This is a genomic window from Sphingorhabdus rigui (assembly GCF_014196595.1).
Lineage (GTDB): Bacteria > Pseudomonadota > Alphaproteobacteria > Sphingomonadales > Sphingomonadaceae > Sphingorhabdus_B > Sphingorhabdus_B rigui.
Genome location: NZ_JACIEA010000001.1, coordinates 707,033 through 720,584, shown reverse-complemented (window position 1 = coordinate 720,584; position 13,552 = coordinate 707,033). Strand labels below are relative to the sequence as shown.

At 56.4% G+C, this 13,552-nt stretch carries 10 protein-coding genes; 3 read left to right on the top strand and 7 right to left on the bottom strand.

The genetic code is table 11. From position 1 onward, the window contains the following. Window positions 1-6: 6 nt before the first annotated feature. The 6 genes from GGR91_RS03285 to GGR91_RS03260 form a co-directional block, all read right to left on the bottom strand. Window positions 7-2,709, bottom strand: a complete 2,703-nt coding sequence (locus GGR91_RS03285) for a PAS domain-containing sensor histidine kinase (RefSeq protein WP_183940012.1) — start codon at window positions 2,707-2,709, stop codon at window positions 7-9. Beyond that, window positions 2,706-3,113, bottom strand: coding sequence for a response regulator (locus tag GGR91_RS03280; protein ID WP_183940010.1), 408 nt, complete (start codon window positions 3,111-3,113; stop codon window positions 2,706-2,708). Before GGR91_RS03280 ends, GGR91_RS03285 begins: the two co-directional genes overlap by 4 nt. A 118-nt stretch (window positions 3,114-3,231) precedes the next feature. Further along, window positions 3,232-4,332 carry an aldose epimerase family protein gene (locus GGR91_RS03275; RefSeq protein ID WP_322788762.1) on the bottom strand — a complete coding sequence of 367 codons (1,101 nt, stop codon included), beginning with the start codon at window positions 4,330-4,332 and terminating at the stop codon, window positions 3,232-3,234. Window positions 4,333-4,393: 61 nt separating this feature from the next. Then, window positions 4,394-5,119, bottom strand: a complete 726-nt coding sequence (locus GGR91_RS03270; RefSeq protein ID WP_183940008.1) for a hypothetical protein — start codon at window positions 5,117-5,119, stop codon at window positions 4,394-4,396. 100 nt (window positions 5,120-5,219) lie between these two features. Beyond that, on the bottom strand, window positions 5,220-6,425 hold the full coding sequence (locus GGR91_RS03265; RefSeq protein WP_183940006.1) for a toxic anion resistance protein: 1,206 nt from the start codon (window positions 6,423-6,425) through the stop codon (window positions 5,220-5,222). An 82-nt stretch (window positions 6,426-6,507) separates the two neighbouring features. Next, window positions 6,508-7,215 (bottom strand): arylesterase, encoded by a 708-nt coding sequence (locus tag GGR91_RS03260; protein WP_183940004.1) that lies wholly within the window; start codon window positions 7,213-7,215, stop codon window positions 6,508-6,510. Window positions 7,216-7,245: 30 nt separating this feature from the next. On the opposite strand from GGR91_RS03260, the gene GGR91_RS03255 reads away from it, so the two are divergent. Both GGR91_RS03255 and GGR91_RS03250 read left to right on the top strand, forming a co-directional pair. Further along, window positions 7,246-7,932, top strand: coding sequence for an ABC transporter ATP-binding protein (locus GGR91_RS03255; RefSeq protein WP_183941533.1), 687 nt, complete (start codon window positions 7,246-7,248; stop codon window positions 7,930-7,932). Between the two features lie 172 nt (window positions 7,933-8,104). Continuing rightward, window positions 8,105-10,603 (top strand): ABC transporter permease, encoded by a 2,499-nt coding sequence (locus tag GGR91_RS03250; RefSeq protein ID WP_183940002.1) that lies wholly within the window; start codon window positions 8,105-8,107, stop codon window positions 10,601-10,603. A gap of 15 nt (window positions 10,604-10,618) precedes the next feature. Here the strand turns inward: GGR91_RS03250 and GGR91_RS03245 are convergent, their stop codons facing one another. Further along, window positions 10,619-11,677: a bile acid:sodium symporter family protein gene (locus tag GGR91_RS03245; RefSeq protein ID WP_246337033.1), complete on the bottom strand. Its 1,059-nt coding sequence runs from the start codon at window positions 11,675-11,677 to the stop codon at window positions 10,619-10,621. A 39-nt stretch (window positions 11,678-11,716) separates the two neighbouring features. Between GGR91_RS03245 and typA the strand changes: the two genes are divergently transcribed. After that, the gene (gene typA / locus GGR91_RS03240) at window positions 11,717-13,537 is read left to right on the top strand and encodes a translational GTPase TypA (RefSeq protein ID WP_183940000.1); all 1,821 of its coding nucleotides are present in this window, start codon (window positions 11,717-11,719) and stop codon (window positions 13,535-13,537) included. The last annotated feature ends 15 nt before the right edge of the window (window positions 13,538-13,552 follow it).

Sequence of the window (13,552 nt, the reverse complement as noted above, 5' to 3'; positions counted from 1 at the left end):
ACGGGCTCAAGCGGCCTCGGTTGCTGTGACATCGGCAAGTGGCAGTTCAATAATGAACCGCGCGCCTTTGCGGCTCGTTTCGGCGCGCAACACGCCGCCCATGTCGCGAATGATGCCATAGCTAATCGATAGTCCAAGCCCAGTGCCTTCCTTCGGCGGCTTAGTCGTGAAAAAGGGCTCGAATATCTTGGGCAAGACATCCGGGGCGATACCAGGGCCGTTGTCAGCCACCGTTATAAACGCCGACCGATCATTGCGATCAATGGTGATTTTTATTTCACCCTCTGCGCTATCACCCGCGTCATGCCGGCTGCGAATGGCGTCATTGGCATTGATGAACAGGTTCAGAAAAACCTGCTCCAGCATCACGGGCATCGCCCGGACGTAAATGCCGGACGCTTTCACTTCAGTGACCAGTTGTGTCCCGTCGAGCTCCATCTGTGGTTCGGCCATCAGGATGACGGCTTCAACGGTGCTTTGGATATTGATCGCGGAGGGTGCTTCCTTTGACGTCCGGCCAAATATCCGCATCTGCAGCAATATGGCAGAGGCACGTTCGACCTGCGCCACAACATTTTCAAGTTTCGGAATGAATTTTTCTGCTTCTAATCGCCCCCGAACCGCGTTCTCGCGCAAGTTTGACGCCGCCAATTTGATAAAATTCAACGGCTGGTTTAACTCGTGCGCCGTACCCGACATCATCCGGCCGAGACTTGCCATCTTGTCCGATTGCAAAAGCTGGTCCTCGGACGCTTTTTGTTCGGAAATATCCATGATGATGCCAACTGCTTCTTGCTCTGCCCCCTGCGCCGTGGGCTCAACGGATAGCGTGTCATATACCCAGACATAGCTGCCGTTTTTGTGCCGGAGGCGATATTCAGCCGCGTAAACTTTTCCCGGCTTCAAATGTCTAAACGCAGCCATGCAATATTCATAGTCGTCCGGATGAATGGAGCGGCTCCACCAGTTTTCCGTCAAACCTTCGGCCGTCGAATAGCCCAGCATTTTTTCGAGTGACGGGCTTATGTAGGTCATGTCCGTCCCTTCCCCATTCGCGACGTCAACCGCATAGACGATGATAGGCGCATGCTGTGCGATGCTGTTCAACCGGCGTTGATAGCTTGCCAGCGCTCCGCGCTCGCGTCCGAACGAAGCCGCTGCCATCGCAATCGTTCCCGAAATCTCGCTAACTTCCTCAATAAATATGTGGTCGGACGCAGGTTGTGATCTCCCAAACTGCGTAAGGTCCGCGGCTGCCTGCGACACACGCCGTAATACATTCGACGCCTTCAAGCTCATATGCGATGCCAACAGCCCAATCAGAAAAACGAACGTGATGACCGCAAGAAAATGAAGCAGTTGTACCGCGCGCGCCTTCAGTACCGCAGGTCCAAGCGGAAGCACTGAAGCGACTTGCCATTGCGGAAGAGCAGCGATGGGGTTCAGGCGAACGATTTGCGTGTCACGCAGATCGGACGTGATTGCACGATCATAATCGACGTCACTTAAAAGCACGGGTTTTGTAAAAGCCGTCGCCTGCTGACTTTGGGACATGGAACCGACAAGAGTGCGCACATGTGCGGTGACATGCGTCAGCGCGAATGTCCCTTGGGCAGGACTGATGAAAAAGATATTGTCCATGACGTGCTGGCCGGGGATTTCGACAAGATCGTGCAGGGTTGTCGGACGTAATATTGCGACAATATCTTCCGCTTGGCCGTTTCGAACATGCGGAACGACCAATGCAAAATCGACATTCGATCGCGCTGGCCCAAGATTTAACGCGACCAAGCGCGCCCGATTGTCCGTTAAAGGCGATAGATCGGCTTTGGCCGACGTTGCTCCGATAAGCGAACCGCCTTGCGCCGATACAAACTCCGCCAGGCTTTGATTGGGGGCCAAGAAAGCAATTTTCTGAAATTCAGCCGAGAATTCCTTCGGCAAACGCGCCTCGGACGGGCCGCGGGGCAACTCGCCATTATCTGCGTAGGCGCGCAGCAGCATCGTTCGTGAATCGACCCATGCACTCAACTGCGCGTCCGCGACGCTGATGCGCGATTCAAGATTTCGGTTAACCTCTTCCATCGCGGCACGTTCACGCGACGGCCTATCCAGCGCCATATACACCGTCGCCGGGATCAGCACCGTTCCCATGAATAACATCACCGTAAAGCATTCAACCCTGAGCTTTGGCCAATGTCCGAATTTTCCGAATGGATTTCGGCTCAAAATGGCAACATAGATGATCTCACCAAGAACAACGTTCAGTATCCCGTTGGCGATTTGCTTTGCGACCACAAGGGCAAGCGACAGCTGATCCATTTTCAGGATGCCGCCATAGAATAAGAACAATAAAGGCGCGCCTGCCACTATCCAGTAAAGAACAACGCTGCGTACAGGCGATGAGCGGGGCGCAACAATGGCTATAAATGCCGCTTCGCATACCGACACGATCCAACCCCATGGGTGGTTCAACAAGATGATCGACCCGATGCTTGATACTGAAACCGCAAGCACCAGAGACTGCGGAGCCAGCACGCGCACAAACACATATACCAGCGCGTTGCCGAGTACAAAGTTCGTGCCCCAGCCAAGCTTAAGCTCGAAAGCGTTCAGAAAAAGCCCTGCAACACCGATAAATAGCGCAATCAGAAGTTCTGTTTTGGGAATATCCCGGATCGCCAGGAACCCGGTCCAGCGGCGGCTCAACACACCAACACCGAACGGATAGCTGCGACCAATGCGTCCGTGTCCGCTGGCTTCAGAAATATGGGAATGTCTGCCAAATCATCGCATAGCTCGGAGCTGGCATCACCTGTTAATATCATGAAATGAACGTGCCTTTCGGCTGGTAGCGACGCCCGAAGGTCTTTAATCATGCTGATGCCATCCAGATGTGCCATGCGCAGGTCAGTGATGACAACCGCAATGTCTGGCGTTTCAAGCACCATTGCCATGCCTTGAACGGGATCAGCACAGGTGAACGTTCTGAACCCCGCGAGTTCGAAAAATTCCTGATATTCGGGCAAAATTTCGGACTCGTCATCGATAAGCAAAATGCTTGAGGACGAATGAAATTGTTGGGCGCTGGCCCCGTTCAGCAGTGAATTCATGTAACATCCCAATTATGCATTTTCTGCTAGTGTATATGCATATCTGATTTCAACCCGTTTTACATCCAAAACAGGCACCGTATCGCAAGTGGCCCAGACGTTTTAGCTTTTCGTCTGTTTACCTGTTCATATTAGGAGAAAACAACCGGCCGATACCGAAGCGCCACATGATCATATTGGAATAGGTTTCCCCTGGACGGAGAACAACTGACGCAAAAGACGGTTGGTGTAGTGCGTCCGGAAACATTTGCGGCTCAAGCGCAATCGCATCGCCGACTCCATAGCTTTTGCCTGCTTTGCCCGATGTCGTTCCGTCAAAGAAATTGCCAGAATAGAACTGCAGCCCCGGCTGGTTGGACAGCAACGTCATCGTCCGTCCGGACACTGGATCTTCCAAATGTGCCATCAATCGGGGTTCGCTGGCGGCTTCCGCACCCATGATCCAATTATGGTCATATCCGCTGCCATGGGTCAGTTGAATGTCCGCGTTGCTGCGAACATATTTGCTGATCTGCATGGGTTCACGAAAATCAAATGGCGTGGCAGCAACGCTGCGGCGTTCTCCCGTTGGGATCAGCGTCGCGTCCACCGGCAGAAATTGTTCAGCCGCGATCATCAGCACATGGTCCATCGCATCATAGGCAGCCCCCTCGCCCCCCAAATGCCAATAGGCATGGTTCGTCAGGTTCACGCAGGTCGGCGCGTCGGTGACGGCTTCGTAATGCACCGACAGCGCATTGTCGGGGTGCAATTGGTATGTTGCGGTAACGGTCAATTTGCCGGGATATCCCTGATCACCATCGGGGCTAATATGCGACAGCGTCACCGATAAGGCCTCTTCATCACAATCCGTGATCGTCCAGTTCACCTGATCGAACCCGACATCGCCCCCGTGCAGCGAATGCGTGCCGTCATTGGCGGGAATGCTGTACAACTTGCCATCAAGTTCAAAGCGCGCACCGGCAATACGGTTGGCGACCCGGCCGACGGTCGCGCCGAAATACTGCCGCTGCGCGACATATTCCGCAATATCGGCATAGCCCGTTGTAACGTCCGCAAAGTGACCGTTGGCGTCGGGCACACAGACCGACTGGATAGACGCGCCGTAGCTGATGATCCTGACCGACATGCCGGCGGCATTGGTCAGCGTCACCGCGTGGACAGCTTCACCACTGGCCAGCGTTCCAAAAATGTCACGCTGTAAGCTGGGTTGGGTCACGCCGTTTTCCTGTGCATGTCGTTATCAATCTATAGCGACACGCGCTTTCATAATTGAGCGCTTATACGCCCTGACCATTTTCGGCAGCGTTATCATAACGTATTTCAAGATACCGGCCACGCACCGCCAGTTTATCGAGCTCACCGCGCGAAATCTGGCCGGTCATCGTCTCGATTTCGCGGTCGATGGTCTTCAGGCCATCGACCAACTGCTGCGCAGGTGTCTTTCCGGCATGCTCTTTGTGCCGAAGGCTATCGGGAATGCGCTTATAGCCGTTAATCAGCTCGGGCAGATGTTCCCCCACAAGTTTCCGGACTTCACGGGCCGCAGGGTCATTGTCGTCGAGCGTTTGCAGTTGCGGCGCAAGCTGGTCCAACCGGACGCCGATATCTTGCATCAACGACACCGCAGGCGCGGGCAATGCAGGGCGCTGTGCCTCAAGCCAAATCTCTGTTTTTCCCGCCAATGTGCCCAGATCGGTGATCTTCAGGCTCTCCGCCGTGGGCATCGGCATTTGCGGGAAACGCATCAGGACATAGGCTGCGGTTGTCACCAGCAGGGCGGTGATCATAACGCCCCAAAAACCGATGCCGCCAATAATCCCGCCGATGATGCCTGCGCCAATTAAGACAGCACCAACCGCCATTGTCGCCTTGCTGAGTTTACCCCAGAAATGTGCGCGGCGCAGCGCCTGCGACTTTGTCCCGATGGGGGCAAAGCGGACATTGCGCAGCGACCGTGCCGCGGCGTTAAGGGTGTCATCGGAATTGGATGCAGGGCTGTTCATATTGTACCTTGATGTGCAAACCGTAGTGCTGAGCCTGTCGAAGTACGTCCAGCCGACAAGCGCCCTTCGAGGGGCTCAGGGCTACGGTAATATATCGTCATTATGCCTCAAGTGACAGCAAACCGCTGTCCTGCACAGACTTGGTCGCCTGCGCCTGCCCTTCGGCCCGCGCGATATAGCCCTTGGACTTTTCGACTTCTTTTTCGAGCGCCTCGGACGTTTGCTTCATGCTGTCGAGCGCCTTCATCTTGAAGGTGTCGATTGCGTCCATCGTATCGTAAATATTCTGGAATGCACGACTCAACGTTTCCAACGGGATGGTGGCGCCGGCGGCTTGTTCATGGATACGGCCCGTATTGTCGCGCAGCAACTGACCGGTGCTGTCGATAATATTCGCGGTCGTCGTGTTGAGCGCGGTAATCTGGTCCAAAACGAGTTTTTGGTTCGTCATCGCCTGCGCCACGGTAACCGCCGTGCGCAATGCTCCAACCGTGGTGGTCGATGCGCGGTCGACACCTTTGACCAGTTCGACATTGTTCTTTTTGACCAGATCGAGCGCGAGATAACCCTGCACCGTCACCGCCATTTGCGTCAGCAAATCCTGCGTACGTTGGCGCACATAGAACAACGCGCTTTCCTTTATCGCACGCGCCTTGGCGGGGTCGGACAGTTCAAGCTCAGCGGCTTTTTCTTCCAGTTTCGTGTCCAACTGCTTGGACATGACAATCATCTGTTCCAACTTGCCCATGGCAACCCACAGATTCTGCCGCTCGACGTCGATCGCGGCATTGTCCATCAACAGCTCATCCTTGCCATTGCCAAGACGGGCAAGAACCGAGCTGATATGCGTTTGCGAACTTTGATAGCTGTCAAAATAATTGCGCAGCTTGTTGCCAAAGGGAATGATGCCAAACAGCTTTTGCTTGGTCATCAAATTGCCCTTTTTGGACGGGTCCAGATCTTCAACAACGCGGCGCAATTCGGCGAGATCCGCGCCGACGCCTGAACTTTCATCCATGCGGCGAATGGGCTTATCGAGGAAGCGGTTCGACTGCGCCGATGCTTCCATAATTTCCTTGCGGCCCATGTTGGTCAATTGGTCCACGCGCTTGCCGAATTCCGGGCTATTCACATCCTGCGCCACCAAGTCAGCGACATAGGCTTCAACGCGCTGCGCAAGCTTGCTTTGCTGTTCATCGGTCACCGGAACCAAGCCCATCGCCTGTTGTGGCGCGACGGTTGGCACGGGGTCGGGCGGAGTCAGCTTCAGCTCTGGTACGGTTTGGGTAACGGTTTCAGTCGACATCGCTAAATCCCTCAGTAATTCTATAGCACAACAGATGGAGCGCGTGCCTGACCATTTCAAGCACTTAGCGTCCCCAGCTGTATTATTTTTCTAATACAGCGTCGCCTTGTTCCTTCAAAGCGGCTTCGACCAGCGGCGATAATCCTTCGACGACCCGCGATACCCCTTTGGCATTGGGATGGATGTTATCGGGCAGCATCAGCGCGCCATCGGTCACCACGCCTTCGAGGAAAAACGGATATAATGGCGCGTCATATTTCTTCGCGAGTTGCGGGAATATCGCATTGAAAGCATTGCCATAATCCTGACCCAGGTTCGGCGCGGCTATCATACCTGTTAGCATAACGGGAATTTCGCGCCGCTTCAGCTCGTCCAGCATCGCGACCATATTTGCTTTGGTTTCTGCAGGCTTAATACCGCGCAACATATCATTGCCGCCAAGCCCAAGCACAACCAGATCCGGCTTGCGCTCCAGATTATCCAGCACAAATGCCAGCCGCGTTTTTCCCGCCGCTGTTGTGTCGCCTGATACGCCAGCATTGTGGACCCGCGCATTGATACCATCGGCCTGCAACGCCGCCTGCAATTGCGGCGCGAGCCCTTCATTGGGTGCAAGCCTGTAGCCCGCATACAGGCTGTCCCCAAAGGCCACGACCAGCCGGTCATATTTTTGGACCTTTGCCGTCTCCTGCGCTTGCGCCGTATTTTCCGCTACAGGGTTAGACCCGCATGCAACCAGCCCTTGGATTGCGACAATAAGCGCACCATATAGCCAAAAACCTCTACTCATAAGGATGCTTCCTTGCACGCTCCGGTTAACATGAAAACGGATATGGCAATCCGTGCGGCAAATGTCACCCTCAGCCTTGGTTCCAACGATGCCGCGGTCTCGATTTTACGCGGCGTCGACCTTGAGGTGCCTTATGACAGCAGCGTTGCATTGCTTGGCCCATCGGGGTCGGGCAAGTCGTCACTCATGGCGGTTTTGGCGGGGCTTGAGCAAGCCACTGGCGGCACGGTTCTGGTCGACGGCCTCGACTTTACGAAACTGGATGAAGACGCGCTGGCACGCGCACGGCGCGGGCGTATCGGCATTGTGCTGCAGGCGTTTCATTTGTTGCCAACGATGACCGCGCTCGAAAATGTCGCAATCCCGATGGAACTGGCGGGGATGGATGATCCGTTCGGCCGCGCACAGGCCGAGTTGGAAGCGGTAGGCCTTGGGCATCGGTTGACCCATTATCCATCGCAATTGTCTGGCGGCGAGCAGCAACGCGTTGCCATCGCCCGCGCCATGGCAGCGGGCCCCAAAATCATATTTGCCGACGAGCCGACGGGCAATCTCGACGGATCGACCGGCACGTCGATTGTCGACCTGTTATTCGCCCGCCGTGCAGCATTGGGGGCAACGCTGCTGATTATCACGCATGACCCGGAACTCGCACGCAAATGCGACCGCGTCATTGTGATGCACGACGGCCATGTGGTGGAGCGTGTGACCACGTGATGCGCACGTCGATGTCAAAAACAACCGTAGTCCTGAGCAGCGGGTGCGGAGCATCCGCGTCCGTCGAAGGGCGCCCCTCGGCCTTGGAGCAAAGTTCTGGACGCCCTTCGACGGACGCAGCCGGATCCGGCTGCTGCTCAGGGCTACGGTGTTTGTTGAAAGCGCGCATTTTATGACCCTACCCCTCGCTGCCATTTGGCGCATATCGCGCCGCGATCTATCCGCACGCATTCGCGGGCTTCGGCTGCTCGCGATTTGCCTGTTTCTGGGTGTCGCGACATTGGCGGCGATTGGCAGCCTGACGGCCGGGATTTCAGACGAGCTTTCCCGCCGCGGCCAGACCATCCTGGGCGGGGATATTGAGATTGGCATTGCACAGCGCGAGGCGAGCGCCGCGGAAATGGCGGCGATGCGCAAGGCGGGTGCGGTTTCCGAAACCATCCGTTTGCGCGCAATGGCAATTGGTAACGACAGCCTGCTCGCGGAACTCAAGGCCATCGACAATGTCTATCCGCATTATGGCGTGCTGAAATTGCGCGAAGGCGGCCCGGCCAAAGCGCCCGCAAAGGGTGAAATCTACATCGGACCAACCTTGTCCGAACGGCTTGATATCGCAACGGGCGGCACCGTCCGTTTTGGCGAAGCGACGTTCAAGGTGGCAGGCATCATCGCGGAAGAGCCCGACCGTTTGGGCGAAGGCTTCACGCTTGGGCCAGTCGCCATCATCAACATGGCGTCACTGCCGGACACTGGCCTCATCCAGCCGGGCAGCATGTATGAAAGCAAATACCGCATCAAACTTGCCCCGCAAGAGGACGCCGCAGCCGTCGCCAAAGCGCTCAAGGCACAATTTCCCTCCGCAGGATGGGATATTACCGACCGGTCAAACGGCGCGCCGGGAACACGGCGCTTCATTGAGCGCATGGGGCAATTCCTAACGCTTGTTGGCCTCGCCGCATTGGTGATCGCCGGTATTGGCGTCGGCAATGGCGTGGGCAGCTATCTTGCCAGCAAACGCGCAAGCATCGCGACATTGAAGGTCACGGGCGCGGACAGCCAGACGATTTTCCGCATCTATATGCTGCAAATCCTTGCGGTCGCGTCCGTCGCGATATTGGTTGGCCTTGGCGTCGGCAGCGTCATGCCGATGGCGATTGGCTGGGTCGCAGGCGACATCCTGCCCGTTGCGCCGGGTTTCAACGTGCATCCGCTCCCCTTGGCGGTCAGCGCGATCTACGGCTTGCTGATTGCGCTCGCCTTTGCCCTGCCCCCGCTTGCGCGTGCCCGCTCGGTACCTGCCGCAGGTCTGTTCCGCGCGATCGTCGAAGGTAACAGCCGCATCGACCGCAAAAGCACCATCTGGGTCGTTGGCGCGATTTCCGCAATCGTGGCGCTGGCGGTTGTCACAGCACGCGAGCCGATGTTCTCGCTTGCGTTCATTGGCGCGGCGTTCGGGTTATTGCTTTTGCTCACCGGCATCGCATTCCTGCTGCGCTTCATTGCCATTCGCCTGCCCCGTCCAAAGGCCCCACTGCCCCGGTTGGCGCTCGCCAACTTGCATAGGCCAGGCGCACAGACACAGGCGTTCGTCGTCGCCTTGGGCCTTGGTCTGACCTTATTCGTCACACTGGCGGCCATTCAGACCAGCATAAATAACGAGATCAAGAACAGCGTCCCCGAACGCGCACCAAGCTTTTTCGTGCTCGATATCCCACGCGACGGGGCTGCGAAGTTCACGAGCATGGTCAAGGACGCAGACCCTACCGCCACGATCAACCTCATCCCCGCGCTGCGTGGCACGATTATCGAATATGGCGGCCAGCGCGTCGATCAATTGGAAGAACTGCCTGAAGGCGCATGGGTGCTCAACGGCGACCGCGGCCTGACCTACAGCGCCGATATTCCAAAAGGTAGCGAGCTCGTAGAGGGCAAATGGTGGCCCGCCGATTATAAAGGGCCAGCCTTGGTCAGCCTAGACGCCGAAATCGCTAAAGTGCTCGATGTTGGCATTGGCGATAGCCTGACCATCAGCCTGCTTGGGGTCGAAGTCCCCGCCAAAATTGCGTCACTGCGCACCGTCAATTGGGAGAATTTTGGCCTCAATTATGTGATGGTCTTCTCACCCGGCAGCCTCGACGCCGCGCCGCACAATATGGTTGCAACGTTGACGGTGTCAAAGGACGCCGAGCGCGTCTTGGCCAAATCCTTACCGCCCGCCTTCCCTTCATCCTCCCTGATTGAGGTTGGCGAGGTCACTGCGCAGATCACCAATTTGCTGAGCCAAATGGCACAAGCCATCGCGGCGGCTGCGTCCATCGCGATATTGGCGGGCATCGCCGTTCTGGTCGGTGCCATCGCCGCTGCGCGCCAATCGCGCATCTATGACGCAGTGATCACCAAGATGCTGGGCGGCACACGCAGCCAGATATTGGGCGCGCAGGCGATGGAATATGGCATCTTGGCCGTGGTGCTCGGCTTGCTCTCGCTCGCGCTTGGCATGGGGGCGGCATATTATGTCGTGGTGCACATCTTCGATTTCAGCTTCGCGCCCGATTATGGCATATTAATGCTGACATTGGTCGGTGGCGCTGGGCTGACATTCATACTCGGGATTGTCGGTTCACTGCCGATATTGGCGGCACGGCCTTCGGAGGCGCTCAGGAGCCTTTAAATATTCACCGTAGAACTAAGGTTTTTTATCTGCAGCCAAATGCGTCGCCATAGGCGCCGACAATATCAACTGCGCCATATGGTACGCCAGCGTCGGTAACAGCACCATGCCAGCAATGGCAGGCGGAAATATCGTCGCAGCCAGCGGCGCGCCAATGGCGATGCTTTTCTGCCCGCCTGAAAACAGCATGGTAATCCGGTCACCGCGTGGCAATTTCATGACCCCGCCCAGCACCCACGCACCGCCAAAGCCGATGACAAGCATGATCGACAGCGCCACCGCCAGCCAAGCCAGTTCATCGCCCCGCACAATACTCCAGATACCCGCAACCACGGCGCCGGAAAATGCGACATAGACCGCAATTGCAATCGATATGCGGTCCATCCATGTCGCGAGCGATTTGTGCCCATCGACCCATGGCTTGAACCAATGCTGCATCATCTGGCCAAGTGCAAAGGGCAGCAGCAAGATCAACGCAATCCGTCCCACGGCTTCCCCCGACACGCTGCCTTCGCCCACATGCGCCAGCAAAGCGAACAGCACAGGCGAGAGGACCACGCCGACAAGGTTAATCAACGCGGCTGCCACCACCGATGCGGCAACATTGCCTTTGGCCAATGCGCAATAGGCAGCGGCCGACTGCACCGTTGATGGCAAAATGCCGGTGAACAATATACCGAGCGCCAGCGTGGCCGGAAGGACATTGTCGAAAATATGCGACAGCATTAGTCCGGCGGCGGACATCACCCCAAATACAAACAGGAAAATCGCGCCCTGCAGCCGCCAATTGCGCACGCCGTTGACGACCTCTTGCCGCGGCAACCGGACACCGTTCAGGAAAAAGAGCACGAAAATCGCGGCGGACGAGATCATGGCTGCAACATTTGCAGCCTCCCCACGCACGGGGAGAAAGCTTGCCAGCAATATCGTGCCAAGCAGCAAAAGAACGAAGCGGTCAGCAAAGATACGGGCAATCATGGCGACGCTTTGACCTGAACAATCGCCTATTGCAACACCAGCGATGTTGCGCCGCAACACATATTGCGTTAAGGGCCCGCGAGAATCTGGTGGCATGTGGCTACCATGAAGACCTTCCAAAAGGCCCATTTCTAAATGTCATTGCGTAATATCGCCATCATCGCGCACGTCGATCACGGCAAAACCACCCTTGTTGACCAACTGTTTCGTCAGTCTGGTACCTTCCGCGACAACCAGCGCATTGAAGAGCGCGCCATGGATTCCAACGACCTCGAAAAAGAACGCGGCATCACCATTCTTGCCAAGTGCACATCGGTCGAATGGAACGATACCCGCATCAATATCGTCGACACCCCAGGCCACGCCGACTTCGGCGGCGAAGTTGAGCGCATCCTCTCGATGGTCGACGGCGTTATCCTGCTGGTCGATTCGTCCGAAGGCGCCATGCCACAGACGAAGTTCGTTACCGGTAAGGCTTTGGCACTTGGTTTGAAGCCAATCGTCGTCGTCAATAAGGTCGACCGTCCTGACGAGCGTATTCAGGAAGTATTGGACGAAGTGTTCGACCTTTTCGTTTCGCTTGATGCCACCGATGAGCAGCTCGATTTCCCTGTGCTGTATGCGTCGGGCCGTAATGGCTATGCGTCGGCGGATCCAAGCTTACGCGAAGGCACGCTGACCCCGATGTTCGAAACCATCGTCAGCCATGTTCCAGAGCCAAAGGCCGACGTTGATGGCGAGTTCAAGATGCTTGTCACCTTGCTTGACCGCGACAACTTCCTTGGCCGTATCCTGACTGGCCTCGTGCTGTCGGGTACCGTCAAGGTGAACCAACAGATCCACGCATTGAACCCCGACGGCAAGATTGTCGAAACCGGCCGTGCATCCAAGATCATGTCATTCCGTGGCCTTGAGCGCGTTCCTGTTGACGAAGCGAAGGCTGGCGACATTATCTCGATCGCCGGTATGACCACCGCGACTGTGGCTGACACGATTGCAGAACCAACTGTGACCGAGCCATTGCAGGCACAGCCTATCGATCCGCCAACATTGTCGATGCGCTTTTCCGTGAACGACAGCCCGATGGCTGGCCGTGAAGGCACGAAGGTCACGAGCCGCATGATCCGCGACCGTCTGATGCGCGAAGCCGAAAGCAACGTCGCTGTCCGTATTACCGAAGCCGAAGACAAGGACAGCTTTGAAGTGGCTGGCCGCGGCGAACTTCAGCTGGGCGTTCTTATCGAAACGATGCGCCGCGAAGGCTTTGAACTTGGTATCAGTCGCCCACGCGTGCTGTTCCGCGAAGACGAAAAAGGCCAGAAGACCGAGCCATATGAAACGGTCGTCATCGACGTTGATGATGAATATTCCGGTACCGTCGTTGAAAAAATGGCCGTGCGTAAGGGCGACCTTACCGACATGCGTCCTTCAGGTGGCGGCAAGACCCGCATCACCTTCAGCGCACCATCACGCGGCCTGATAGGTTACCATGGCGAATTCCTGTCCGACACGCGCGGCACCGGCATCATGAACCGCTTGTTCGAAAAATATGGCCCACATCGTGGTGCAATCGAAGGCCGCAAGAATGGCGTGTTGATTTCAAATGGTGCGGGTGAAGCCGTTGCTTACGCGCTTGGCCCATTGGAAGAGCGCGGCATCTTGATGGTATCGCCAGGTGAAGCTTTGTACGAAGGCATGATCATCGGCGAAAACGCCAAGCCAGACGATTTGGAAGTGAACCCAATGAAGTCGAAGCAGCTGACGAACTTCCGTTCGACCGGCAAGGACGACGCCATCCGCCTCACCCCGCCAAAGCGTCTCACGCTTGAGCAAGCCATTGCCTATATCGATGACGATGAAATGGTTGAGGTCACGCCAAAGAACATCCGCTTGCGCAAGCGCTTGCTTGATCCGAACGAGCGGAAAAAAGCATCACGCGCCAAACAGGCTGCATAAACAAAAAAGGGCGCC

What these genes read in the sequence shown, in the direction of transcription:
- GGR91_RS03280 (WP_183940010.1), bottom strand. Translation starts at nt 3,113, where the DNA reads ATGAATTCACTGCTGAACGGGGCCAGCGCCCAACAATTTCATTCGTCC.
- GGR91_RS03270 (WP_183940008.1), bottom strand. Translation starts at nt 5,119, where the DNA reads ATGAACAGCCCTGCATCCAATTCCGATGACACCCTTAACGCCGCGGCA.
- GGR91_RS03265 (WP_183940006.1), bottom strand. Translation starts at nt 6,425, where the DNA reads ATGTCGACTGAAACCGTTACCCAAACCGTACCAGAGCTGAAGCTGACT.
- GGR91_RS03260 (WP_183940004.1), bottom strand. Translation starts at nt 7,215, where the DNA reads ATGAGTAGAGGTTTTTGGCTATATGGTGCGCTTATTGTCGCAATCCAA.
- GGR91_RS03255 (WP_183941533.1), top strand. Translation starts at nt 7,246, where the DNA reads ATGAAAACGGATATGGCAATCCGTGCGGCAAATGTCACCCTCAGCCTT.
- GGR91_RS03250 (WP_183940002.1), top strand. Translation starts at nt 8,105, where the DNA reads ATGACCCTACCCCTCGCTGCCATTTGGCGCATATCGCGCCGCGATCTA.
- GGR91_RS03245 (WP_246337033.1), bottom strand. Translation starts at nt 11,677, where the DNA reads ATGCCACCAGATTCTCGCGGGCCCTTAACGCAATATGTGTTGCGGCGC.
- typA (WP_183940000.1), top strand. Translation starts at nt 11,717, where the DNA reads ATGTCATTGCGTAATATCGCCATCATCGCGCACGTCGATCACGGCAAA.